25 protein-coding genes are annotated in these 22,577 nt (G+C 64.3%); 17 read left to right on the forward strand and 8 right to left on the reverse strand.

All coding sequences use genetic code 11. The annotated features are described in order from the left end of the window. The first annotated feature begins 138 nt into the window (after window positions 1–138). Entirely contained in the window at window positions 139–645 is a 507-nt protein-coding gene (locus tag C7440_RS10565) for an Lrp/AsnC family transcriptional regulator (protein ID WP_116518477.1), read from the forward strand. Here C7440_RS10565 and C7440_RS10570 read toward each other — a convergent pair. From C7440_RS10570 to C7440_RS10590, 5 genes are all read right to left on the reverse strand, one after another. Beyond that, on the reverse strand, window positions 634–1,704 hold the full coding sequence (locus tag C7440_RS10570) for a glycosyltransferase family 4 protein (RefSeq protein ID WP_116518478.1): 1,071 nt from the start codon (window positions 1,702–1,704) through the stop codon (window positions 634–636). The genes C7440_RS10565 and C7440_RS10570 overlap by 12 nt on opposite strands. Then, window positions 1,701–3,023 (reverse strand): UDP-glucose dehydrogenase family protein, encoded by a 1,323-nt coding sequence (locus tag C7440_RS10575; RefSeq protein ID WP_116518479.1) that lies wholly within the window; start codon window positions 3,021–3,023, stop codon window positions 1,701–1,703. The genes C7440_RS10570 and C7440_RS10575 overlap by 4 nt, the downstream gene beginning before the upstream one ends. A 73-nt stretch (window positions 3,024–3,096) precedes the next feature. Further along, entirely contained in the window at window positions 3,097–4,485 is a 1,389-nt protein-coding gene (locus C7440_RS10580) for an MFS transporter (RefSeq protein ID WP_116518480.1), read from the reverse strand. Between the two features lies 1 nt (window position 4,486). Further along, on the reverse strand, window positions 4,487–5,860 hold the full coding sequence (gene glmU / locus C7440_RS10585) for a bifunctional UDP-N-acetylglucosamine diphosphorylase/glucosamine-1-phosphate N-acetyltransferase GlmU (protein WP_116518481.1): 1,374 nt from the start codon (window positions 5,858–5,860) through the stop codon (window positions 4,487–4,489). A gap of 81 nt (window positions 5,861–5,941) precedes the next feature. Beyond that, window positions 5,942–6,718, reverse strand: a complete 777-nt coding sequence (locus C7440_RS10590; protein ID WP_116518482.1) for a PhaM family polyhydroxyalkanoate granule multifunctional regulatory protein — start codon at window positions 6,716–6,718, stop codon at window positions 5,942–5,944. A 127-nt stretch (window positions 6,719–6,845) separates the two neighbouring features. Here C7440_RS10590 and C7440_RS10595 point away from each other — a divergent pair, with 127 nt between their 5' ends. Continuing rightward, window positions 6,846–7,070 carry a DUF3717 domain-containing protein gene (locus C7440_RS10595; RefSeq protein ID WP_116518483.1) on the forward strand — a complete coding sequence of 75 codons (225 nt, stop codon included), beginning with the start codon at window positions 6,846–6,848 and terminating at the stop codon, window positions 7,068–7,070. 21 nt (window positions 7,071–7,091) lie between these two features. On the opposite strand, the gene C7440_RS10600 is transcribed toward C7440_RS10595, so the two are convergent. Further along, on the reverse strand, window positions 7,092–7,919 hold the full coding sequence (locus tag C7440_RS10600) for an NUDIX hydrolase (RefSeq protein ID WP_116518484.1): 828 nt from the start codon (window positions 7,917–7,919) through the stop codon (window positions 7,092–7,094). A gap of 257 nt (window positions 7,920–8,176) precedes the next feature. On the opposite strand from C7440_RS10600, the gene coxB reads away from it, so the two are divergent. The 5 genes from coxB (at window position 8,177) to C7440_RS10620 (ending at window position 12,291) form a co-directional block, all read left to right on the forward strand. Continuing rightward, a complete protein-coding gene (coxB, locus tag C7440_RS10605) occupies window positions 8,177–9,337 on the forward strand; it encodes a cytochrome c oxidase subunit II (RefSeq protein WP_026068095.1) in 1,161 nt (386 codons plus the stop codon). An 83-nt stretch (window positions 9,338–9,420) separates the two neighbouring features. Beyond that, a complete protein-coding gene (ctaD, locus tag C7440_RS10610; RefSeq protein WP_116518485.1) occupies window positions 9,421–11,019 on the forward strand; it encodes a cytochrome c oxidase subunit I in 1,599 nt (532 codons plus the stop codon). A gap of 6 nt (window positions 11,020–11,025) precedes the next feature. Continuing rightward, window positions 11,026–11,136, forward strand: a complete 111-nt coding sequence (locus tag C7440_RS20105; protein ID WP_017525246.1) for a cytochrome oxidase small assembly protein — start codon at window positions 11,026–11,028, stop codon at window positions 11,134–11,136. Window positions 11,137–11,149: 13 nt separating this feature from the next. Then, the gene (locus C7440_RS10615) at window positions 11,150–11,374 is read left to right on the forward strand and encodes a DUF2970 domain-containing protein (protein ID WP_017525245.1); all 225 of its coding nucleotides are present in this window, start codon (window positions 11,150–11,152) and stop codon (window positions 11,372–11,374) included. A 41-nt stretch (window positions 11,375–11,415) separates the two neighbouring features. Then, window positions 11,416–12,291, forward strand: coding sequence for a cytochrome c oxidase subunit 3 (locus C7440_RS10620; RefSeq protein WP_116518486.1), 876 nt, complete (start codon window positions 11,416–11,418; stop codon window positions 12,289–12,291). 252 nt (window positions 12,292–12,543) lie between these two features. Here C7440_RS10620 and C7440_RS10625 read toward each other — a convergent pair whose 3' ends face one another. After that, entirely contained in the window at window positions 12,544–12,750 is a 207-nt protein-coding gene (locus tag C7440_RS10625) for a twin transmembrane helix small protein (RefSeq protein WP_017523167.1), read from the reverse strand. A gap of 35 nt (window positions 12,751–12,785) precedes the next feature. Between C7440_RS10625 and C7440_RS10630 the strand changes: the two genes are divergently transcribed. The 5 genes from C7440_RS10630 to C7440_RS10650 are packed head-to-tail and all read left to right on the forward strand — an operon-like array spanning window position 12,786 to window position 16,823. Then, window positions 12,786–13,589: an SURF1 family protein gene (locus C7440_RS10630; RefSeq protein ID WP_116518487.1), complete on the forward strand. Its 804-nt coding sequence runs from the start codon at window positions 12,786–12,788 to the stop codon at window positions 13,587–13,589. A 28-nt stretch (window positions 13,590–13,617) separates the two neighbouring features. Beyond that, window positions 13,618–14,259, forward strand: coding sequence for an SCO family protein (locus C7440_RS10635; RefSeq protein ID WP_116518488.1), 642 nt, complete (start codon window positions 13,618–13,620; stop codon window positions 14,257–14,259). A gap of 4 nt (window positions 14,260–14,263) precedes the next feature. Beyond that, window positions 14,264–15,277, forward strand: a complete 1,014-nt coding sequence (locus tag C7440_RS10640) for a COX15/CtaA family protein (RefSeq protein WP_116518489.1) — start codon at window positions 14,264–14,266, stop codon at window positions 15,275–15,277. After that, window positions 15,274–16,167, forward strand: coding sequence for a heme o synthase (gene cyoE, locus C7440_RS10645; RefSeq protein WP_116518490.1), 894 nt, complete (start codon window positions 15,274–15,276; stop codon window positions 16,165–16,167). The genes C7440_RS10640 and cyoE overlap by 4 nt, the downstream gene beginning before the upstream one ends. A 59-nt stretch (window positions 16,168–16,226) precedes the next feature. Beyond that, window positions 16,227–16,823 (forward strand): SCO family protein, encoded by a 597-nt coding sequence (locus tag C7440_RS10650; protein WP_116518491.1) that lies wholly within the window; start codon window positions 16,227–16,229, stop codon window positions 16,821–16,823. A gap of 248 nt (window positions 16,824–17,071) precedes the next feature. On the opposite strand, the gene rpoH is transcribed toward C7440_RS10650, so the two are convergent. After that, complete coding sequence (gene rpoH / locus C7440_RS10655; protein ID WP_116518492.1) at window positions 17,072–17,956, reverse strand: RNA polymerase sigma factor RpoH; 885 nt, start codon at window positions 17,954–17,956, stop codon at window positions 17,072–17,074. Window positions 17,957–18,182: 226 nt separating this feature from the next. On the opposite strand from rpoH, the gene C7440_RS10660 reads away from it, so the two are divergent. From C7440_RS10660 to C7440_RS10680, 5 genes are read left to right on the forward strand one after another with little or no spacing between them, the layout of a single operon-like run. Then, window positions 18,183–18,812 carry a PepSY-associated TM helix domain-containing protein gene (locus tag C7440_RS10660; protein WP_116518493.1) on the forward strand — a complete coding sequence of 210 codons (630 nt, stop codon included), beginning with the start codon at window positions 18,183–18,185 and terminating at the stop codon, window positions 18,810–18,812. A 2-nt stretch (window positions 18,813–18,814) separates the two neighbouring features. Beyond that, on the forward strand, window positions 18,815–19,339 hold the full coding sequence (locus C7440_RS10665; protein WP_180064383.1) for a DUF2271 domain-containing protein: 525 nt from the start codon (window positions 18,815–18,817) through the stop codon (window positions 19,337–19,339). A gap of 28 nt (window positions 19,340–19,367) precedes the next feature. Continuing rightward, window positions 19,368–20,171 (forward strand): DUF4198 domain-containing protein, encoded by an 804-nt coding sequence (locus C7440_RS10670; RefSeq protein ID WP_116518494.1) that lies wholly within the window; start codon window positions 19,368–19,370, stop codon window positions 20,169–20,171. Window positions 20,172–20,175: 4 nt separating this feature from the next. After that, window positions 20,176–21,153 carry an FAD:protein FMN transferase gene (locus C7440_RS10675; RefSeq protein ID WP_116518495.1) on the forward strand — a complete coding sequence of 326 codons (978 nt, stop codon included), beginning with the start codon at window positions 20,176–20,178 and terminating at the stop codon, window positions 21,151–21,153. Then, on the forward strand, window positions 21,144–22,547 hold the full coding sequence (locus C7440_RS10680; protein ID WP_165832539.1) for a sulfite reductase subunit alpha: 1,404 nt from the start codon (window positions 21,144–21,146) through the stop codon (window positions 22,545–22,547). Before C7440_RS10675 ends, C7440_RS10680 begins: the two co-directional genes overlap by 10 nt. Window positions 22,548–22,577 lie beyond the last annotated feature (30 nt).

The following is a 22,577-nucleotide window of genomic DNA, read 5'->3' on the forward strand; positions in this document are numbered from 1 at the left end:
CCGATTAAGTTTCCTATCGGCGCATTATGCCCTGGCCCATTTGAAATTTGATTTCCTTATTATCAAATATATGAAAGATGATTTACTTACAGAGTCGTTATAAAATATTCTTTCTTAAAACTTATACGCAAGAAATAAATGAAAAGCACCCAGCCATCGCGGATCGAGCTTGATGAGCTGGACAGACGCATTCTGGAACAGTTGCAAGCCGACTGCGCGCTGACCAACCAGGAATTGGCAAGCCGGGTACACGCTTCGCCCCCCACCTGCCTGCGGCGGGTGCGGCGTCTTGTGGAAGCCGGCGTGATCGAACGGCAGGTAGCCATACTGGCGCCCGAGAAGCTGGGCAGCACGCTTACCGCCATCATAGAAATCACACTTGATGTGCAGGCGGCCGAAAGCCTGGACAGTTTCGAGCGCAGCCTGGTCGACGAACCGGCGGTGCTGCAGTGCTACCGCGTCTCGCCGGGGCCCGACTTTGTGGTGGTGGCGCAAGTGCCCGACATGCCGGCCTATCATGCGCTGGTGCGGCGCGCCTTTACTGCGCAGGCGAATGTGCGCAACGTGCGCACCTTCTTTTCCGTACACAGGTCCAAGTTCGAAACGCGAATCGATGTGTCGGGGCCCGACGGCTCAGCGGCTTGAACCCGGCTGCAGCAGGCGCTGAAACTGGGCCAGGTAGCGGCGGCCCATCTCTGTAACGTCGTGCTCGGCGCGCACATAGTCATAGGCGCGCTGCGTACACTGCCGGCGAAACGCCTCATCGTCCAGGCAGCGCGCCATGCCCTGCGCCAAGGCGTGGGCGTCGCCCGTAGGGCACAGCACACCGCGGCCATCGGCCAGGCTTTCCTTCAGGCCGCCTGCATCAGTGGAAACCACCGGCACGCGCTGCAGGAAGGCGTCCAGCACACTGCTGCCCAGGGCCTCTTCACGCGAACTCATGACGAAGACATCGAAGACACTGTAGAAATCCTCGACACCCTTGCGAAAGCCAGCAAAGAGATAAATGTCTTGCAGACCAAGGCGCTGCACTTCGGCATGGGCTTCGGCTTCGTGGCTGCCGCCGGCTCCGAAGTGCACGAAGACAAAGTCGTTGCGCAAGCGCGCCAGCTCGCCCACGGCGCGTATCAGGGTAAGCGGATCTTTGTCGCTGACCAGGGCGGCAGAAGTGGCCAACACCTTTTTGCCACGCAAACCCAGCTCGTCACGCAGTCTTTCCACGCTGGAGCGGTCGATTTCATGCGGCTCGACGGCGCTGCGGATGATGACGGGCTCTATGCCCAGCCGGCGCGGCTCGGCCGCCGCCATCTCGCTGATGGCCACGAAACAATCAACGCGCCGCCACTTTGCCCCGGTCTTCCATTCGTCGCCCGGCTTGACGGCGAAAGACGTGCGGCGCGAAAACACCACGGGACGCTTGTGCAGGGCCTTGGTGAGGACAGCCCAGGTAACGGTGTTGGCGGTCTGGGCATGAATGATGTCGTAGCCCAGGCCGGCGCGGGCCAAAAAACCCAGCTGCGCCGGAACGTTGCGTACGCCATGGGCGACAAAGCCTTCTTCGGCGGCGCGCGCCTGAAGCGGGCCGCCCGCACGGCACAGCACTTCGGCCTGGTGTCCCGCCGCGCGAAATGCACGCATGCAGTACAGGGTCTGGCGCTCGCCGCCCCGCCAGCCTTTTTCGAAATTGAGCTGGAGTATCTTCATGCCCTTCCGATGCCCTGGTAATCGAAGCCCTGCGAACGCATTTCAGCGGGCTGATACAGGTTGCGGCCGTCGATGATGAGCGGGGTCTTGAGCAGGCTGTGCACGCGCTGGAAATCGGGTGCGCGAAAGACTTTCCATTCGGTGGCGATAAGCAGGCCGTCGGCGCCGTCGAGCGCCTGGTACATGTCGTCGCAGAACTCGACAGCCGTATTGGCGGCAAGAATTTCGCGGGCGCGCGGCATGGCCACGGGGTCGTGGGCACGCACGCGCGCGCCGCGCCGTGTAAGCTCGGCAATGACGGCAAGGCTGGGCGCTTCGCGCATATCGTCGGTATTGGGCTTGAAAGCCAGGCCCCACAAGGCGAACGTGCGGCCGGCAAGGTCTTCGCCGTAGCGCGCCACCACCTTCTGCGGCAAACGTAGCTTCTGCAGGTGGTTGGCGGCCTCGGCCGCCTCGACCACGCGCATGGAAAGCTTGTGTTCGGCGGCGGTGCGCATCAGCGCCTGCACGTCCTTGGGAAAACATGAGCCGCCGTAGCCCGCGCCCGGGTACAGGAAGTGGTAGCCGATGCGCGGGTCGGCGCCGATGCCGCGCCGTACCTGCTCGATGTCGGCGCCCAACGCCTCGGCCAGATTGGCCATTTCGTTCATGAACGAAACGCGGGTGGCCAGCATGGCGTTGGCCGCGTACTTGGCCAGCTCGGCCGAGCGCACGTCCATGACCATGACGCGTTCGTGCGTACGCTGGAACGGGGCATAAATGCGCCGCATGACGTCGATGGCGTGCTCGTCGTCGGCCCCGATGATGATGCGGTCGGGGCTCATGAAGTCTTTGATGGCCGCGCCTTCTTTCAGGAACTCGGGGTTGGACACGACGCTGAATGGAAAATCCACGCCGCGTTCGGCCAGAACATCGGCCATGGCCCGGCGGACCTTGTCGGCCGTGCCCACGGGCACTGTCGACTTGTCGACCACGACCCTGGCGGCCGTCATTTGGCGCGCGATATTGCAGGCGGCTTCAAGCACGTGCCGCAAATCGGCCGAACCGTCTTCGCCGGGCGGCGTGCCCACGGCAATGAACTGCACGTCGCCAAATGCCACGCTTTCGGCGACGTCGGTGGTAAACCGCAGCCGGCCCGCACCGGCGTTGCGCCGCACGATTTCTTCCAGGCCCGGCTCGTAGATGGGAATTGCGCCCTGCCGCAGCTGGCGGATCTTGGCCTCGTCGACGTCAAGGCACATTACGTCGTTGCCCATGTCGGCCAGGCATGCGCCCGAAACCAAACCTACATAACCTGTGCCGATAACCGTGATCTTCATAGCGCCCGTCTGAACCCTTTCAACCGCGACAATTATAGAGGGCGCTTGCGCGCCCGCCGTACGCCGGGCCCGATCAAAGCTCGCTGTCGGGCACCGGGCTGAAATAGCGGACCACGTTGACCGCCAGCGCCCCCACCGCGCAAAGCGCGGCAACAACGATGGCAAGCGTGGCGCCATGGGCCCCGCTGACATTGAAGGCAATGGCAACCAGGGCGGTGCCCAGGCTCTGGCCGAATACCCGGGTGGTGGCCTGCAGGGCGCCCGCGGCGCCGCTGCGCCGGCGCGGGCCGCCGGTAAGCAGGGCCCGGTTGTTGGGGCTCTGGAAAAAGCCGAATCCCACTCCGCCCATCAGCATGGCCGCCGCATACCACGTGAAGTCGGCATCGACGGGAAGCGCGGCGATCCAGCCCAGCCCCGCCGCCATGCTCGCCGCGCCGATGCCGCACAGCACCGCCACCCGGAAACGGTCGGACAGAAGGCCCGAGAGCGGCGCCATGGCCGCCGTGCCGAACGACCACACGCCCAATAGAATGCCCACGTCGGAATAGCTGTAGTTGACGACGTTCAGGTAATAAAAGGGCAAGGCCACGAAAGAGCTCATCTGGGCGGCGAAAGAACAGGCCGAGGCTCCCACCGCGAAGGCCACGGGCTTGATGCGCAGCAAATCTATGGGCACCAGCGGCGCGGTCTGGTCCCAGGAACGCCGCACCAGCATCGCGGCGCATGCGCCCGCGACCAGCAGGAACACGAGCGCCTGCCAGGGCTTGTGCACCAGCATGTCCAGGCCGCTGATGAACAGGCCCAGGGTCAGCACATTGAGTATGCAGCTGGTCCAGTCGAAGGGCCTTTTTATGCGCGGCATGTCCGGCAGGAAGCGCGCCCCCAAGGCGGCGATGACGCAAAGCGGAATATAGGCGATGAATATCCACCGCCAATGCGCATACTGCAGGATGAACGCGCCGATGCTGGGGCCGATAACCATGGTCGAGCCGACCGCAAGCGAATTCAGGCTGATGCCGAAGCCCATCATGCGCATGGGGTAGGTGTTGCGCACCAGGCCGCCGAACAGGCACATCAGCATGGAGGTGCCCAGCGCCTGGCAGATGCGCGAGGCCAGCAGCCCGACAAAGGTGGTGGACAGCGCGCAGGCGATGGCCGAGCACATGCACACCAGCACCCCCAGCGCATACATGCGCTGCGAGCCGATGCGCTCGCTGATCACCGAGAACGGCAGCAGGGTGATCACGACCACCAGGCTGTAGGCGATGACCAGCCAGACCACCAGGCCCGGGTCGATGCCGAGATCGCGGGCGATGGTGGGCAGCGCCACGTTGACCATGGTCATGTCCAGCGACGTGAACAGGATGCCGATGAGTATGGCCGCTACCGCCCAGTACCGCCTGGGCGCCTCGAGGCCGTCGGGATGCGCAGAGCCCCCGCTGCGCGGCTCGGGGGTCGGCACTTCAGGCTTTCTTGACCGGACGGGTCCAGCCAGGAATGGTTTTTTGCCCCGAGCGGGAAAGCGTCAGTTGGCCGGCCGGCGCATCTTTGGTCAGCGTGGTGCCGGCGCCCAGGGTTGCGCCGCGGCCCACCGTAACCGGGGCCACCAGCTGGGTGTCCGAACCGATGAAGGCGTCGTCTTCGATGACGGTCTGGAACTTGTTCACCCCGTCGTAATTGCAGGTGATGGTGCCGGCGCCGATGTTGACCCGCTCGCCCACCACGGCATCGCCTATATAGGAGAGGTGGTTGGCCTTGGCCTGCCGGCCAAGCCGGCTTTTCTTGATTTCGACGAAATTGCCCACGTGCGCCTCGTCGCCCACCTGGGCGCCGGGCCGCAGGCGGGCATAGGGACCGATGCGCGCCTGCTCGCCGACGCTGGCCTGGTGCACGTGGCTGAATGCCTCGACCACCGTGCCTTCGCCGATTTCAGCCTGGCTGATGACGCAATGCGGCCCGATGCGGACGCCGTCCGCCAGCGAGACCTCGCCCTCGAATACGCAGCCTACGTCGATGAAGACATCGCGGCCGCAGCGCAAGCTGCCGCGCAGGTCGAAGCGCGAGGGGTCGGCCAGGGTAACGCCCTGCTCGAGCAGGCGGCGCGCCTGCTCGCCCTGCCAGATGCGCTCGAGCTGGGCCTGCTGGACCCGGCTGTTGACGCCCAGGGTTTCCCAGGACGCCTCGGCGTGGGAGGCATTGACCGGCACGCCATCCGCCACGGAAAGCCCCACGACGTCTGTCAGGTAGTACTCGCCCTGCGCATTGTTGTTGTCGATGCGGCCCAGCCATTCTTTCAGGCGGCCGGTGGGCGCGGCCAGTATGCCGGTGTTGACCTCGTTGATGGCGCGCTCGGCTTCGGATGCGTCTTTGTGCTCGACAATGCGCACCACCTGGCCGCCGGCATCTCGCACGATGCGGCCATAGCCGGCGGGGTCGGCCAGTTTCTCGGTAAGCACGGCCATGCCGTCGGCGCGCGCCTGCAGCAGGCGGGCCAGGGAAGAGGCCTGCACCAGCGGCACGTCGCCGTACAGCACCAGTGTGGTGTCGCGCCCGCCGTCGCCCTGCAGCAGCAGGGGCACCGCCTGCTGCACGGCGTGCCCGGTGCCCTGCTGGGGGCTCTGGACGACGAAGCTCAGGTCGGCATGGCCGGCAAAGGCCTGCTGCACGCGCTCGGCCCCGTGCCCCACCACCACCACGATGCGATCGGGCTCGAGCTGCCGGGCGTTGTCGAGAACGTGTTCGAGCATGGGTTTTCCGGCGAGCGGGTGCAGCACCTTGGGCAGGTCCGACTGCATGCGCTTGCCCAGGCCTGCGGCCAAAATCACGATGTTCAGCATGTATTTCTATGGGGACGAGTGTTGAAAACGGTAGATTCGGCGGGCGGCGCTTGCACCGCCCGCGGTATGGTGAATGCGCGCTCAGGTCGCCCGGCTTTGCCGTACGGCCCGCTTGCGCGGGGGCTTGGCGGCAGCACTGGACTTGGCCGCCGGGGCCTTGCCGGCCGCCTTTTTTGCCGAAGACGCTGCGCGGGCCCGCTTGGCCGGCGCCTTGCGAGCCGCGCCGCGGCCGTCTGCGCCGGAGGCCCCGGCCTGGCCCGGCTGCGTGGCCTGCATGCCGGCCACCGTGGCGGCGGCCAGGGTGTCGAACTGCTTTTGCAGCATGTTCCACCAGCCCTGCGCGGCGCCCGACAGCGCCGCCGGATCCGACTGAAGCAGATGGGCGGCCGCCTGGGGGTCGGCGCCGGCCGGTGAGGCCTGGGCGGCTTCGGAAGCGGCCTCGTCATGCACCTGGGCCGGCGTCTTGATCTTGGCCTGGCCCGACGGCTTGATGCCCAGCGCCACCTCGAGCGGCGAAGGGTTGTCGCCGGAATCGGCCGGCGCCCCCGGCACATTGGCAAAGGACTTGAGGGTGGCGATGGTGGCCCGCTGCACTTCAAGCGCCTGGATGGAGCTGGCAAGCATGGACATATTGATGCGCAGCCAGTTCTCGACGGCCCGCAGGTCGCCGATGCGGCGATCGAGGTCTTCGGTGGTAAGCGCCGCGGAAACGGGCGGCTGGGCAAGCATGCCCGACGTGGCCAGGCCCTGCCAGGCCTGCCGCATCATTTCCATGCTGGCCAGCAGGGGGTTGTGCGACATGTCGCCGGCCTGGCCGAACCCGGGCAGGGCAAAGGGGTTGCTGTTCTGGCTGTTCATGGGGGCTCCTTGCTGCATGGAGTTGGAGACGGTGGCCAATCTGCGTATGCTGTAAGCTTAAACTGAACAGACGCCCAGCGTCTAATCGACTCCGCCTTCGGCGCGGCTTTCGCGCACCCAGCCCACCATGAAACGCCTTTATCCCCTGACCGAACTGGAAGCCGCCATCAATTACTGGCGCAATGTGTCGCCCTCGCAAGGCGAAGAGCAGGCCCTGTGCGCCCAGGCGGCGGCCCTGGCCGAGCCCTATGCGCTGATGATCTATGAGCGGCGGGGCGAAATCGAAGCCGAAGCGCTTTCCGACAAGGCGCGACAGGCGCTGGCAGAATGGGAGGCTGCGACGCAAAGATGAGATTTGTAAGGGTTGGTTTATCTATTGAGACAGCAATCGCCGGATCAGGCCCTCGACGACGACCAGCTCGGCCTCGACGGTGAAGCGCCCTTCTTGCACCAGGGTCCAGGCCTCGTCGATGGTGACCGCGCGAATTTCGTCGACCTCGCCGTCTTGGTTGTTCATGGGAATCGATTCGTCCAGCACGCATTCGCTGACCAGCACGTCTTCGACCTGATAGCCCTCGGGCAGCCGCCGGTGCATGCGCAGCACGATGCGCAGCGGGGAGCGCTGCTCGAGCTGCCCGGGCGACAGGCCCGCTTCTTCCTGGCTCTCGCGCAGCAAAGAGGCATCGAGCGTTTCACCCGCCACCGCCAGGCCGCCCACCAGGGTGTCCCACAAGCCCGGGTCGGTGGACTTGGTGGCCGAGCGCAGGGCGATCCACAGGCGGCCATCGGGCGTCCAGGCATTGAGATGCACCGCGCGGGTCAGCATGCCCAGCGGCCGGATGGCCGCCCGCTCTATTACACCCAGCGTCTTGCCCTCGCCCACCACGTCCAGCAGTTCGTCGCGCCAGGCCCGCAGGCAGCCGGCATCGCGCATCAGCATCGCAGCCTGGGCCAATACCTGGTTGACCTGCAGCCGGCGGCCCGCCGCGCTGGCGTCGATGCAGACCGCCTCGGGCTCTACCCGCACCCCATCGAGGTGGGCCAGCGCCCGCGTGGCCCGCGGCGTGATCCAGCCTGCCACGCGGCCGGTGACGGTAAGCGGCCGCGAGCCCGAAGGCGGAAGTTGCTGAATGCGGGGCACGAGGCGCGCGTAGCGTTTCTCGAGCGTTGAAAGCAGCGATTTGGCGGGAGGAGCGTTCATCCGGCAATTGTAATGGAAGGCCCTTGGCGCTTTACCAACGTACTTGCACAGGCCTAATATGTGGGGTGCGACAACCAAGAGTCTGCCAGTTCGCTATAATTCTGCGGTCTCTAAGTAATTAAATCGAGCAGGCAGTCTTGAGGCCGAGCTACAGAAAAGCCTGCCATCCAATCATTGTGCCTTTTCCAAAGGGCGTCTTAATCACGCCTTGATTCAACTCGTCATTCGGCGAAGGCACTCCGTATTTCGAGGTCAGCATGAAGAAGTTGAGAGGGGTACTGGGAACAGGCGCAATGCTCATGGCAGGCGCGGCCAGTGCACAGGTCACAGATATGCCCGGGGGCCCAAGGGTCAACCAGCTCAATCTCCCTCCGGGGGTAACCGAGATTGCCAACGACATCATGTGGCTGCACTGGATGATGCTCATCATCTGTACGGTCATTTTCATCGGCGTGTTCGGTGTCATGTTCTATTCGATCGTGATGCACCGCAAGTCTCGTGGCGCCAAGGCGTCCAAGTTCCACGAGCACGTCGGCGTCGAAGTCGCCTGGACAGTCATCCCCTTCCTCATCGTCATCGCCATGGCCCTGCCCGCCACGCGCACCGTGGTCGCCATGAAGGACACCTCGAGCGCCGACCTGACCATCAAGGCCACCGGCTACCAATGGAAATGGGGCTACGAATACCTTGACGGCGCGGCCAAAGACGTCAAGTTCCTCTCCACGCTTTCCACGCCTCGCACCCAGATCATGGGCACCGAGCCGCGCAGCAACACCTACCTGATGGAAGTCGACAACGAGCTGGTCGTTCCGGTCGACCGCAAGGTGCGCATCATCGTCACTTCGGCCGACGTCATCCACGCCTGGATGGTTCCCGACTTCGGCGTGAAGCAAGACGCCATTCCCGGCTTCCTGCGCGACACCTGGTTCCGCGCCACCAAAACCGGCACCTACCGCGGCCAGTGCGCCGAGCTGTGCGGCAAAGACCACGCCTTCATGCCCATCGTCGTGCGTGTCGTCTCGCAAGAAGAATTCGACGCCTGGGCCAACGAGCAGAAGCAGGCCCTGGCCAGCGCCGCCGACGACCCGACCAAAGAGTGGACCAAAGAAGACCTGATGGCCCGTGGCGAAAAAGTATTTGCCGCCAATTGCGTCGCCTGCCACCAGGCCAACGGCAAGGGCATGCCGCCCACGTTCCCGCCCCTCGACGGCGACGAGAAATACGTACTGGCGCCCAAGCAAGGCCAGATCGACACCGTGCTCAACGGCCACCCCGGAACCGCCATGGCGGCCTTCCGCGACCAGCTCAACGATGTCGAAATCGCTGCCGTCATTACGTATACGCGCAATGCCTGGAGCAACGCCGGCAAGGGCCCCGACCCGGTCGTGCAGCCCGCCGACGTGACCGCGCAGCGCTAGAAACGACATGCGCACCGTAAATTCAAACGTTTTCGTCGAGGCCGCCCAAGGCGGCGCCTCGATCCAGTAGGAAGGAGTCCACCATGAGCAGTGTTACTGCCGATCACGTACCCGCGAGCCACGGGCACGACGACCACCACGAGATGCCGCGCGGGTGGCGACGCTGGCTGTTCGCCACCAACCACAAAGACATCGGAACGATGTATCTCATCTTCTCGTTCCTGATGCTGCTCGAAGGCGGCACGCTGGCCCTGCTGCTGCGCACCGAACTGTTCGAGCCGGGCCTGCAGTTCTTCCAGCCCGAGCTGTTCAATCAGTTCACCACCATGCACGGCCTGATCATGATTTTCGGCGCCATCATGCCGGCCTTCGTGGGCTTCGCCAACTGGATGATCCCCCTGCAGATCGGGGCCTCCGACATGGCTTTCGCACGCATGAACAACTTCAGCTTCTGGCTGCTGCCCGTGGGTGCAATTCTGTTCACCGCCTCGTTCTTCGTGCCCGGCGGCGCCACGGCCTCGGGCTGGACCATGTACGCGCCTCTGTCGCTGCAGATGGGCCCCGGCATGGACTTCGCCATCTTTGCGGTGCATATCCTGGGCGCTTCGTCGATCATGGGCGCGATCAACATCATCGTCACCATTTTGAACATGCGCGCGCCCGGCATGACGCTGATGAAGATGCCCCTGTTCTGCTGGACCTGGCTCATCACGGCCTACCTGCTGATCGCCGTCATGCCCGTGCTCGCCGCGGCCGTCACCATGCTGCTTACCGACCGCCACTTTGGCACGTCGTTCTTCAATGCGGCCGCCGGCGGCGACCCGGTGCTGTACCAGCACGTGTTCTGGTTCTTCGGGCACCCCGAGGTCTACATCATGATTCTGCCGGCCTTCGGCATCGTGTCGGCCATCGTCCCCGCGTTCGCGCGCAAGCCCCTGTTCGGCTATGCCTCCATGGTGTATGCCACGGCCGCCATCGCCATTCTTTCCTTCCTGGTGTGGGCGCACCACATGTTCGCCACCGGCATGCCCGTAACCGGCCAGCTGTACTTCATGTACGCGACCATGCTCATCTCCATTCCCACCGGGGTCAAGATCTTCAACTGGGTGGCCACCATGTGGCGCGGCTCGCTCACGTTTGAAACCCCCATGCTGTTCGCCATCGGCTTCATCTTCGTGTTCACGCTGGGCGGCTTCACGGGCCTGATCGTGGCCGTTGCGCCCATCGACATCGCCGTGCACGACACCTACTACGTGGTGGCGCACTTCCACTACGTGCTGGTGGCCGGCTCGCTGTTCGCGCTGTTCGGCGGCGCCTACTACTGGCTGCCCAAATGGACAGGCCGCATGTACGACGAGCGCCTGGGCAAATGGCACTTCTGGTCCACCATGATCTCGTTCAACGTCACGTTCTTCCCCATGCACTTCCTGGGGTTGGCCGGCATGCCGCGCCGCTACGTCGACTACGCTGCGCAGTTCACCGACTTCCACCAGATCGCCACCATCGGCGCCTTCTGGTTCGGCCTGTCGCAGATCCTGTTCATGTACGTGGTGCTCAAGGCCTATGCGGGCCGGGGCGAACCCGCCGCAGCCAAGCCCTGGGAAGGCGCCGAAGGGCTAGAATGGACAGTCGCCTCGCCGGCCCCGTTCCACACCTTCGTCACCCCGCCTGTGGTCAAGTAAACAGCCATGACGCCTGAACAACGCCGCCGCAACCGCATCGCAGGAATCATCCTGGCCATTATCGTCATTGCGATCTTTGCCTGGACATTCGTGCGCGGTTCGGCGCTGATGAATTGACAACGCAGTATCCATGAGCAAAGACATCCGCGAACTGTCGCAACGCAAGCTGAACTTCTTCCAGACCCTCAAGGCGGTGCTCTGGGGCTTCTTCGGCGTGCGCAAGGGCAAGGGCTACCAGGAAGACATTTCCAAGCTCAATCCCGTGCACCTTATAATCGCGGCAATCATTGCCACCGTGCTTTTCGTGGTGGGTCTGGTCATGGTCGCCAAGTTCTTCATCAATCAGGCGGTTTAGCGTCCAAATTTGCAATATTGAATAATTCGTAGGAGATCACCATGAGTGCAAGTCACTCGGCTCACGGCAACGAGGCGCCTTACTACTATGTGCCGGCCGATTCGCCGCACCCCGTACGCGCCAGCTTCTCGCTGCTGCTGGCGCTGCTCGGCGCCGCCCTGTGGATCAACAGCTATGCCATCGGCCACTGGGTTTTCCTGCTGGGCATATTGTCGCTCTTCGTCGTGCTGTTCGGCTGGTTCGGCGACGCCATCCGTGAATCCGAAGGCGGCCTGAACAGCCTTCGCGTCGACCACTCCTACCGCTGGAGCATGGCCTGGTTCATTTTTTCCGAAGTCATGTTCTTTGCGGCCTTCTTCGGCGCGCTATGGTATGTGCGCCAGGTCACCACGCCCTGGCTCAGCGACCTCGAACACCAGGCCCTGCTGTGGCCGTCGTTCACCGGCACCTGGCCCAATCTTGGCCCCGCCGGCGTGGTCGAGCCCTTTGAAACCATGGGCCCCTTCTGGCTGCCCACCATCAATACGGCGCTGCTGCTGACCTCGGGCCTTACCCTTACCATCGCCCACCATGCCTTGCGCGCCAGCCATCGCGGCAAGACCATGTTCTGGCTCGCGGCCACCGTCATCCTGGGCTTCACCTTCGTGGCCTGTCAGGCTTACGAGTACTTCCACGCCTACCACGAACTGAACCTGCGCTTTGATTCCGGCGCCTACGGTTCGCTGTTCTACATGCTTACGGGCTTCCACGGCTTCCACGTCATTCTGGGCGCCACCATGCTTACGGTCATCCTCTTCCGGCTGATCAAGGGGCACTTCACCGCCGACCATCACTTCGGCTTTGAAGGCGCCGCCTGGTACTGGCACTTTGTCGACGTGGTCTGGCTCGGTTTATACTTGTTTGTTTACTGGTTTTAAGCCTTGCTCCGCAGGGGTGCGCCAAGCACCCCGCCCCAGACGAAAAAGCCGGCCAATGCCGGCTTTTTTTACGCCCGATCAAGAAAATGCGCCAGTGTCCTGTTTAGTTAATTGTGTGCTTATATTCGGATGCATGGGCTTGTCAGGCAAGGCGCAAACCACAGCGATAGCCGTAGCTATCGCGCGGATTTGCAACGCAGCATGGCGAGCCCAGGCGCCGAAGATAAGTACGTGAATTAACCAAACAGGACACTAACGAAACGTTACGCCGGTGCTTTCGATCCAGCCCAGGTGATGAGCCAGCAGCACGAACAGGAACAGCGCGATTGAAAGCCCCACACGCCATGTCAGGGCGTATGCGGTGCGGCTGGTTCCGCCCTTGTCGCGCATGAGGTACACCAGTGCCGATGCCAGGCTGCCCAATATCCCGAGGAAAGCCAGGATAACGATGATACGCATGAAGGTTCTCCGATGAAACCAGAATTATTGCAGACATGGCCCGCCCTTACCTGAGCGCCCGCACCCTTGCCGCCCTGGCGCTGCTGGCCGTGGTGGCCGCCGTATGCGTGTCGCTGGGCAATTGGCAGCTTGACCGCGCGGCCGAACGCGACGCCATCTCGCAGGCCATAGAGCGCGGGCAGCAAAGCACGCCGCTTGCCCTGCTGCCCGGCACGCCCGCCGAACAGCTGCAAGACTGGCGCGCCGCGCAGGCCAGGGGAATATGGCTGCACCGGTTCACAGTACTGCTGGACAACAGAAATTTCAATGGCCGGCCCGGCTTCTGGGTGGCAACGCCGCTGCTGCTCGACCAGGAAACCAACACGGCCCTGCTGGTTTTGCGCGGCTGGCTGGCCAGGCCGTTGGGTCCGGGCCAGGCCCTGCCCGACCTGGCGCCGCCAGAGGGCGTCCAGGAGGTCTCGGGGCAAATACGGCAGCGCGTGCCGCGCCTTTTCGAGCTGTGGTCCTTCAGCGGCCGCGACCCCAATGCGCTGCCCGGGTCGTTTCCCGCGGCGGACGGCAAGCCCCCCAGGGTGCAGAATCTGGACCTCGATGACTATGCCGCCGCAACTGGCTTAAAATTGATACCCGTCGTGCTGGAACAGACCTCCGACGCAGCGGTCGAACAACACACCGACTTGGTCCGAGAGTGGCCGCTGCCACCCACCGATTCAGACACCAATCGCGGCTATGCGCTGCAATGGTTCAGTTTTGCCGCCATTGCCGTCATCGCCTGGATCCTGATCGCCTGGCGCGCGCTGCGCAAGCGCGCGGCCAGACCCGGCACGCCCCGCTCCTGATACCCATTCTCCACAGCAAGGAAACCCCGTGGACCGCAACCCCCGCACTGCTTCCGCCGCACCGGCGAAACCGCGCTCGATCCAGCCTCTGGTCTGGATTCTTCTGGTGTGCCTGGCGCCCATCGTGTTCGCCATTCTGGCTTATTACGTGCCCGCCCTGGGCCTGCGTCCCGAAGAGGCCTCGAACTACGGACGGCTGCTCGATCCGCAACGCCCCATTCCCGCCGCCGAAGCGCTGGACCTGAAAACCGAGGACGGACAGCCTTTTGACCTGGCCAGCCTGAAGGGGCAATGGGTTCTCGCGTCGGCCGGCCCGGGCGCCTGCCCCGAATCGTGCGTGACCAAGCTGTTCATCCTGCGCAATTCGCACGCCAGCCAGGGCAAGAACGTGGAACGCCTGTCGCGCGTGTGGTTCGTGACAGACGACGCGCCGATTTCCGAACAGATACTCGAGGCCTATCAGGGCACCATCATCGTGCGCGCCAAACCAGAAAAACTGGCTGCTTTCCTGACGCCAGGCGCTTCGGCGCCGGCGGGGCAGGCGCTGGCCGCGCCGATGTGGATCATCGACCCGCTGGGCAACCTGATGATCGAGTTCCCCGAGAACGCCGACCCCGTCAGCGTGCGCAAGGACATCAGCAAGCTGATCTACAATTCGCGCATCGGGTAGGGGCATGGCAGAACGCATCAAGGCCCGTTATCGCAAGCTGGTCTATCTAACCTGGTTCCTGACGCTCGACCTCATCATGTTCGGCGCCTTCGTGCGCCTGACCGACTCGGGGCTGGGCTGTCCGGACTGGCCGGGCTGCTACGGCAAGATCAGCCCCATAGGCGCTTCGCAGCACATCCAGGAGGCGTACGCCGCCATGCCCTACGGGGCAGTCAGCTTTCCCAAGGCCTGGATCGAGATGATCCACCGCTATGTCGGCTCGCTGCTGGGGCTGCTCATCATCCTCATCGTCTACATGGCCTGGCGCCACCGCAAGGTGCTGGGCAACACGCCGCGCCTGGCCGTTGTCACGCTGGTGGCCGTCTGTGTGCAGGGCGCCTTCGGCGCCTGGACAGTCACGCATCAATTGATGCCCATCATCGTCACCACCCACTTGTTGGGCGGCATCGGGCTGCTCGCCCTGATGACCTGGCTGGCGGCGCGCGAAAAGCCGCACCCCGACGTACGCGCCCGGTCCGCCTCCTACCTGCCCTGGATGGCTGCCGGGCTGGCCCTGCTTTTCGTGCAGATCGCCCTGGGCGGCTGGGTCAGCACCAACTACGCGGCGCTGGCCTGCATGGACTTTCCCACCTGCCATGGCGAATGGCTGCCCCCCATGGACCTGCACAGCGGCTTCTCGCTGATCCGCGGCCTGGGCCAGCTACCATCGGGCGAAATGATTTCGCAGCAGGCCCTGACGGCCATACACTGGGTGCACCGCAACTTTGCCTTTGTCGTCTTTTTGTACCTGGGCACCCTGGGCTTCAAGCTGCGCCGCGACCCCGGCCTGGCCGGGCCGGCCAGCCTGCTGCTGCTCTTGCTGCTGCTGCAGCTGCTTACAGGGCTTACCACCATCTTTTTCGAATGGCCCCTGCTGATCGCGGTCATGCACAACGGCGGCGCCGCCGGCATGGTGCTGGTCAGCGTCACGCTGCTGGTCCGCCTGCATCGTGCGGGCCGGGCTAAAATAGCGCCATGACTACCCTACCCGCCCCCGACCCGTCGCTGGTTCGCCAATACCTGGTGCTGACCAAGCCGCGCGTCACCCAACTTGCCGTTTTCTGCGCCGTCATCGGCATGTTCCTGGCCAGCCCGGGCATGCCCGACCTGGGCCTGGTGGTGGCGGGCACCGTCGGCATCTGGCTGCTGGCGGCGGCTGCCTTCGCCATCAACTGCCTCATCGAACAGGAAATCGACGCCAAGATGGCGCGCACGGCCCGGCGCGCCACCGCCCGCGGCACCATCACCAACACGCAGGTGCTGGTCTTCTCGGGCGTGCTGGGCGGCCTGGGCATGCTGGTGCTGTACCACTTGGTCAACCCGCTTACCATGTGGCTTACCTTCGCCACGTTCGTGGGCTATGCCATTATCTACACCATCATCCTCAAGCCCCGAACGCCGCAGAACATCGTCATCGGCGGGCTGTCGGGCGCCATGCCGCCCGCGCTGGGCTGGGCCTGCATCGCCAATGCCGTGCCGGCCGAGGCCTGGGTGCTGGTGCTGATCATCTTCATCTGGACGCCGCCGCACTTCTGGGCCCTGGCCCTGTATCGCGACAACGACTACGCCAAGTCGGGCCTGCCCATGCTTACCATTACCCACGGCAACCAGTTCACCCGGCTGCACATACTGCTGTACAGCCTGGTGCTGTTCGCCTCCACCTTGCTACCCTTCATGATACGCATGAGCGGCCCCCTGTACCTGGCCTGCGCCGTGGTGCTCAGCGGAACCTTCGTCCTTTATGCATGGCGCCTGTACAAAGACTACAGCGACGCCCTGGCGCGCAAGCTGTTCCGCTTTTCCATCCTGTACTTGGCCCTGGTGTTCGGCGCATTGCTGGTCGACCACTGGGTCATGCTGGCGCTGTAGCATCCACCCAGCACCCAGCGGCCTGTTTTACCGCTTTGCGCGTTTCGTCTGGAGACCTCATGTCATTGTTTTTCTCGCTTCGCACTCTCTTTGCAGGCCTGTTCGTTACCGCCGCGCTGGTGTTGACGGGCTGCAGCAGCGAAGCCGACTTCCGCGGCAGCGACATCAGCGGCACCAAGCTTGGAGGCGACCTGGCCATGGTCGACGACAGCGGCCAGCCGCGCACGCTGGCCGATTATCGCGGCAAGGTCCTGGTGGTGTTCTTCGGCTTCACGCAATGCCCCGACGTCTGCCCCACGTCGATGTCACAGCTTGCCCATGCCATGGAACTGCTCGAAGACGACGCCGCGAAAGTGCAGGTGCTGATGATCTCGGTCGACCCCGAGCGCGACACGCCCGAGGTGCTAAGCAGCTACGTCAAGGCTTTCAACCCCTCTTTCGTAGGGCTTACCGGCACGCCCGAGCAACTGGCCACCACGGCAAAGTCGTTCCGTGCCCACTACGCCAAGGTGCAACAGGGCCCTGGGGCCAACGACTACACCATGGACCACGGTTCTTCGTTCTACATTCTGGATAAGTCGGGCGAGGCCCGGGTGCTGCTGCGCGGCGACGCCCCCGCTGAAGATGTAGCGCATGACGTGCGTGAGCTTCTATAAACAGAACCCTTGCCGGGCTGCCCCGGGGCCGTTCGTCGGCGACCAGGCAAAAAAAAGGGACACCTTGTTGGTGTCCCGTAAGCATCCGCTTCGAAAGGGAGGGGATTGAGGAGAAGCAGAAGCGGACGTTTGAACAAAATACAACCGGAGTTGTACTCAGCATTGCTCATACTGTTTAGTCCGCGCCTGTTGGGTTTAGTTCGACTCTTTCCCCGGTATTTTGTACCAAAATGTAAAAACGCCGCCTTTTATTCTTCGCTGAGCGCCGCCCGCATTTTTTTGAACGCGGCCGCCTCGATCTGGCGGATGCGCTCGGCCGAGACGCCGAATTCGGCAGCCAGCTCGTGCAGCGTGGCGCCGCCTTCGTCTTGCAGCCAGCGCGCCTCGACAATACGGCGCGAACGCTCGTCAAGACCCTCGAGGGCATTCAACAGGCCGCTGCCCTGCAGGTCGTCGAGCGCCCTGCGCTCGAGTACGCGGGAAGGTTCCTGGCCTTCGTCGGCCAGATAGGTAATGGGTGCAAAACCGTCGGCGTCGTCGTGCTGGGCCTCGAGCGCCATTTCCTGGCCGGAAAGGCGGACTTCCATCTCGCTGACGTCTTCGGGACGGACATTGAGCTCGCGCGCGATGTCGTCTACCTGCGAAGGGTCGAGCGTGTGGCCGTCGGGACGCATGCGGCGCAGGTTGAAGAACAGCTTGCGCTGCGCCTTGGTGGTTGCGATCTTGACCATGCGCCAGTTGCGCACGATGTATTCGTGGATTTCGGCCTTGATCCAGTGCACGGCAAACGACACCAGCCGTACCCCGCGGTCGGGGTCGAAACGCTTGACGGCTTTCATGAGGCCGACGTTGCCCTCTTGGATGAGGTCGGCATGGGCGATTCCGTAGCCCAGGTATTGCCGCGAGATCGACACGACCAGGCGCAGGTGCGACAACACGAGCTGGCGGGCGGCGTCGAGATCGGAGTCGTCGCGCAGCCTGCGGGCAAGATCGGTTTCCTGCTGCTGCGAGAGCAGGGGCAGGCGGTTGACTGCTCCAATATAGGCTTCGATCGTGCCCAGCGCGCCCGGATTGGACACGGCCATGGCCAATGCGTTGTTCGACAGAGCCAGAGATTGGGTTTGGGTTGTCATCAGTTCGGACTATCCTTTGGGATGTAATCAACGACAGATATTGATATTAGCACTCTAGCTTGCCGAGTGCTAATTATCAGACCCCAACGCGCTTGAAAAGTTCGTTACATTCCTTGTTGACGACGGGGCAATCCGCGTGCCCGGGGGCGGAACCCACAAAACCTACATGATAATCATTACTATCTGATGTAGAATGCCAGATCGTCATTCGCCGACCCCCAGGGGCATGAAAGCTTCCTCTTCACCGCAACGCCGCTCTTACTGGCTGAAAACCCTGCATCAATGGCACTGGATGAGCGCTGCGCTCAGCCTGGCCGGGCTGATCGTATTTGCCGCCACCGGCATCACGCTGAACAACGCCGCCTGGGTGGAAGCCAGCCCCAAGGTCCAGGCCCAAACCGCCGCCATGCCCGCCAATATCGCGGCGATGCTTGTCGAGCGCGCCGATGGGCCCGACAAAGGCCCCTTGCCGGCGCTGGCCGAGCAATGGCTGGACCAACAGCTTCATATACGCATCCGCGGGCGCACGGCCGAGTATTCGCCCGACGAGGTCTATGTGGGCCTGCCCGAACCGGGCGCCGACGCCTGGCTGGCCGTCGCCCTGCCAGGCGGCGAGGTCGAATATGAACGCACCACCCGCGGCTGGGTGGCCTATTTCAACGACTTGCACAAGGGCCGCAACACGGGCGCCGCCTGGAGCTGGTTCATCGACATCTTCGCCGTCGCCTGTCTGGTGTTCGCCTTTACAGGCCTGTTCCTGATGAAAATGCACGCGGCGAACCGCAAGGCCACCTGGCCCCTGACCGGGCTGGGCATATTGATTCCCCTCATCCTCATGCTGTTATGGGTGCACTAGCCATGAAACCTTCAATCAAGACCACGCTGGCCTGCGCGCTGGCCGGTGTTTATACCGTTCCCCTCCACGCGGCCAGCCTGGCCGTCGAAGTCGAGCTGCCCCGCATCGAAGTGGCCGAATACCACCGCCCCTACGTGGCGGTGTGGCTGCAAAGCGCCGACCGCCAGACGGTGCGCGACATCGCCGTCTGGTACGACTACAAGATGCCCAAGGAGGAAGGCAAGAAATGGCTGAAGGACCTGCGGCAATGGTGGCGCGTAAGCGGCCGCGGCCAGGATGAACTGGCCGACGGCATAACCGGGGCCACGCAGGCCCCCGGCAAGCACACCATCCAGGTCGCCGCCACGCACCCCGCCCTGGCCGGCCTGCCGGCGGGCGAGTATGAAGTAATCGTCGAAGCCTCGCGGGAAAAGGGCGGCCGCGAGGTGCTGCGCCTGCCCCTTGCCTGGCCCGCCCAGCAAGCCGCCACGGCCGAGGCCCAGGGCGAAAGCGAACTCGGCCACGTCAAGGCCACCCTTACACCCTGATCGTTTACATTCTTAGGAGCACCGACCCATGAAGCGTCTTATCCCCGCCCTTATCGCCGCCGCCCTCCTGGCTCCCGCCACGTCCCTCGCCCATGATCGCTGGCTCGAGCCTTCTGCCACGGTGCTGTCCGGCGACGACGCCTACATCACTGTCAGCGCAGGGGCGGGCAACGACAAGTTCTACTACAACCACAACCGCATCGCGCTGAACAACCTGGTCGTCACCAGCCCCACGGGAAAGAGCGTCGAGCCGCAAAACGAGTTCGAGGGCAGGCTGCGCAGTGTCTTCGACGTGAAACTGACCGAAGACGGCACCTACCGCATCGCCCTCGTCACCGACGGCGGCATCTTCGCCCGCTGGAAGGAAGGCGACGCAAACAAGCGCTGGTTCGGCAAGGCCGAAGACATGGAAAAGAAGGTTCCCAAGGACGCCAAGGATCTCGTCGTGTCCGAGCGCGTCGATCGTATCGAAACCTTCGCCACCAAGGGCAATCCCACCGATCTGGAACCCGTGAAGAAAGGCCTGGCCCTTTCCGGCGACACCCACCCCAACGACCTGTATGCGGGCGAAACCGCCCAGTTCGTGCTGACCCTGGACGGCGAGCCGGCCAAGAATCTCGAGGTCGAGATCGTGCGCGACGGCAGCCGCTATCGCGACGCCGTGGAAGAAATCACCGTCAAGACCGACGAGCAAGGCCGCTTCGAGGTCAAGTGGCCCCAGGCCGGCCTCTACTGGCTGCACGCCGACCTTCGCGACTCCAAAACGTCGACCAAGGCCGCCAGCCAGCGCGCTGTTTCCTACGTGGCCACGCTCGAAGTCCTGCCGCAGTAAAACCATGAGCAAGACGGACGCCGCCGCGCAGGGCTATGCTTCGCTAAGCGGCGCCAGCATGGGAACCACCTGGTCGGTGAAGTTCCGCGACCCGGGGCTGGACAGGCACCGCCTGCACGGCCAGGTGCAAACCGCGCTGGACGAAATCGTGGCTCGGATGAGCACCTGGGACCCGGAAAGCGCCATCAGCCGCCTGAACCGCGCCGAACCGGGCTGGTACCAGATCGCTCCGGCCTTCTTCGACGTGATGGCGCAGGCGCTGGAACTGGCCGCCGCCACCCAGGGCGCCTATGACCCCACCCTGGGCGCCCTCGTGGATCTCTGGGGCTTCGGCCCCCCCGGCCCGGTCCACGCCCCGCCCTCCCAGGCCGCCATCGACGCGGCCTGGGCGCGAAGCGGCTGGCGGCGCACCGAACTCAATACCGAATATCGGGGCGTCTGGCAGCCCGGCGGCCTGCATTTCGACTTGTCCTCCATCGCCAAGGGCTACGGCGTGGACGAGATGGCGCGCGTGCTGGCCGATGCCGGCGTGCGGCATTGCCTGGTCGAATTGGGCGGTGAGCTCAAGGCTTTCGGCCTCAATCCGGCGGGCGGCGCCTGGGAGGTAGAGGTCGAATCGCCCGGACTGGGCCCCGACCGGCTGCCGGTGCGTCTGAAGGACGCCGCCATCGCCACCTCGGGCCATTACCGCCGCTATTTCACCCACCAAAGCCGGCGGTACGCCCACACACTGGATCCGCATACCGGCGCACCGCTGCCCGACGACCTGGTGTCGGTCACGGTCATTCATCCACAATGCATGATGGCCGACGGCCTGGCGACGGCACTGCTTGCCCTGGGCCCCCGGAAGGGCCCCCACCATGCCCGGCAGAACGGTCTCGCGGCCCTGTTCATGACACGGCACGACAATGACTTCGCGGTCGAATGGACAGACCCGTTCGCCGACCTTGCCGGAGCCAACACCGCATTACCATGTCTCTAGAAGTAATACTTGCCCTCGCGGCGGTCGCGGCCTGGCTGCTGCTGACCTGGTTCACCCTGCTCAGGCCTTCGGCACGTCAGGCCCGTGCCGCCTCAACCGCCGGCACGCCCAGCGTTCCGGCCGGCGCAAGCACCGCCGTCGTCTATGCCAGCCAGACGGGCACCGCCATCGAACTGGCCCAACGCACCGCCCAGGCCTTGGGTGACAGGGCCGTGCTGCTGCCCATCGACCGCGTCGCGCCCGAGCAACTGCTTGCCTATGAGCAGGTCCTGTTCATCGCCAGCACCTACGGCGAGGGCGACGCGCCCGACATGGCCCATGCCTTCCATGAACGGATGCTGGCCGACGATGCTGCGCGCGCGACCGACTCCGCCGGCTCCAGCGGCCGCGCCGATCCTGTCGACAGGGCCCGGGTCGACGAGGCCCCCTTCGCCGGCCTGCGGGCAGGCATACTGGCCCTGGGTGACAGCAGCTACAGCCAGTTCTGCGGCTTCGGCATGGCGCTGGAAAGCTGGCTGAAGCGCCGGGGCGCGACCCTGCTGTTCGACACCATACGCGTCGACCGCGCAGACCCGCGCGCACTGGATGCCTGGAGCGAACAGCTTTCGCTGCTTTTCCAGGCGCGGCTGGACACCGGCATGCACTTCGACGGCTGGACACTGATAGAGCGCAGCACCTCGAATCCGTCGGGCGCGGGCCGGCCCTGCCACGAACTGCGCTGGCGTCCCGCCGGCGACACGCCACTCGAATGGAAAGCGGGCGATATCGCTCACATAGAAATCGGCGACAGCGGCGAACGCCGTGAATACTCCATCGCCTCCATCCCTTCGGAAGGCATGCTGAGGCTGCTGGTACGCGAGCACCAGCGGCCGGACGGCACACCCGGCCTGGGCAGCCACTGGCTGGGTTCGGAACTGGCTCCGGGCGCCCCCGCCCGCCTGCACATACGGGCCAACCCCCTCTTCCGCGCCCCCGATGACGACCGCCCCGCCATCTTCGTGGGCAATGGCACCGGCATCGCCGGCCTTCGGGCCCTGCTGCAGGAACGGCTGGAGCGGGGCCATCACGACAACTGGCTGGTCTTTGGCGAACGCACGCGGGTCGGCGATTTCCATTGGGGCGACACATTCGAAACCTGGCTGCGGCAAGGCAAGCTGCAGCGCATGGACCTGGCCTTCTCACGCGACCAGGCCGAAAAGCGCTATGTCCATCACCTGCTGCGCGAATCCGCCGCCGACCTGCGCGAATGGGCGGGCCGCGGCGCCCTGCTGTATGTATGCGGCAGCAAGGACGGCATGGCCCAGGACGTGGACCAGGCCCTGCGCGACATCCTGGGCCTCCACGGCTATGAAGCGCTGCTGCAGCGCCAGGGCTATCGGCGCGACGTCTATTAGGAACGGACAGGCACGGGGCGAGATCCGGCG

The organism is Pusillimonas noertemannii (assembly GCF_003096595.1).
GTDB classification, from domain to species: Bacteria; Pseudomonadota; Gammaproteobacteria; order Burkholderiales; family Burkholderiaceae_B; genus Pusillimonas; species Pusillimonas noertemannii.

Excerpts from the sequence above, each read along its gene's own strand:
- C7440_RS10565 (WP_116518477.1), top strand. The coding sequence starts at position 139 with ATGAAAAGCACCCAGCCATCGCGGATCGAGCTTGATGAGCTGGACAGA.
- C7440_RS10570 (WP_116518478.1), bottom strand. The coding sequence starts at position 1,704 with ATGAAGATACTCCAGCTCAATTTCGAAAAAGGCTGGCGGGGCGGCGAG.
- C7440_RS10575 (WP_116518479.1), bottom strand. The coding sequence starts at position 3,023 with ATGAAGATCACGGTTATCGGCACAGGTTATGTAGGTTTGGTTTCGGGC.
- glmU (WP_116518481.1), bottom strand. The coding sequence starts at position 5,860 with ATGCTGAACATCGTGATTTTGGCCGCAGGCCTGGGCAAGCGCATGCAG.
- C7440_RS10590 (WP_116518482.1), bottom strand. The coding sequence starts at position 6,718 with ATGAACAGCCAGAACAGCAACCCCTTTGCCCTGCCCGGGTTCGGCCAG.
- C7440_RS10595 (WP_116518483.1), top strand. The coding sequence starts at position 6,846 with ATGAAACGCCTTTATCCCCTGACCGAACTGGAAGCCGCCATCAATTAC.
- C7440_RS10600 (WP_116518484.1), bottom strand. The coding sequence starts at position 7,919 with ATGAACGCTCCTCCCGCCAAATCGCTGCTTTCAACGCTCGAGAAACGC.
- coxB (WP_026068095.1), top strand. The coding sequence starts at position 8,177 with ATGAAGAAGTTGAGAGGGGTACTGGGAACAGGCGCAATGCTCATGGCA.
- ctaD (WP_116518485.1), top strand. The coding sequence starts at position 9,421 with ATGAGCAGTGTTACTGCCGATCACGTACCCGCGAGCCACGGGCACGAC.
- C7440_RS20105 (WP_017525246.1), top strand. The coding sequence starts at position 11,026 with ATGACGCCTGAACAACGCCGCCGCAACCGCATCGCAGGAATCATCCTG.
- C7440_RS10615 (WP_017525245.1), top strand. The coding sequence starts at position 11,150 with ATGAGCAAAGACATCCGCGAACTGTCGCAACGCAAGCTGAACTTCTTC.
- C7440_RS10620 (WP_116518486.1), top strand. The coding sequence starts at position 11,416 with ATGAGTGCAAGTCACTCGGCTCACGGCAACGAGGCGCCTTACTACTAT.
- C7440_RS10625 (WP_017523167.1), bottom strand. The coding sequence starts at position 12,750 with ATGCGTATCATCGTTATCCTGGCTTTCCTCGGGATATTGGGCAGCCTG.
- C7440_RS10630 (WP_116518487.1), top strand. The coding sequence starts at position 12,786 with ATGGCCCGCCCTTACCTGAGCGCCCGCACCCTTGCCGCCCTGGCGCTG.
- C7440_RS10640 (WP_116518489.1), top strand. The coding sequence starts at position 14,264 with ATGGCAGAACGCATCAAGGCCCGTTATCGCAAGCTGGTCTATCTAACC.
- cyoE (WP_116518490.1), top strand. The coding sequence starts at position 15,274 with ATGACTACCCTACCCGCCCCCGACCCGTCGCTGGTTCGCCAATACCTG.
- C7440_RS10650 (WP_116518491.1), top strand. The coding sequence starts at position 16,227 with ATGTCATTGTTTTTCTCGCTTCGCACTCTCTTTGCAGGCCTGTTCGTT.
- rpoH (WP_116518492.1), bottom strand. The coding sequence starts at position 17,956 with ATGACAACCCAAACCCAATCTCTGGCTCTGTCGAACAACGCATTGGCC.
- C7440_RS10660 (WP_116518493.1), top strand. The coding sequence starts at position 18,183 with ATGAAAGCTTCCTCTTCACCGCAACGCCGCTCTTACTGGCTGAAAACC.
- C7440_RS10665 (WP_180064383.1), top strand. The coding sequence starts at position 18,815 with ATGAAACCTTCAATCAAGACCACGCTGGCCTGCGCGCTGGCCGGTGTT.
- C7440_RS10670 (WP_116518494.1), top strand. The coding sequence starts at position 19,368 with ATGAAGCGTCTTATCCCCGCCCTTATCGCCGCCGCCCTCCTGGCTCCC.
- C7440_RS10675 (WP_116518495.1), top strand. The coding sequence starts at position 20,176 with ATGAGCAAGACGGACGCCGCCGCGCAGGGCTATGCTTCGCTAAGCGGC.
- C7440_RS10680 (WP_165832539.1), top strand. The coding sequence starts at position 21,144 with ATGTCTCTAGAAGTAATACTTGCCCTCGCGGCGGTCGCGGCCTGGCTG.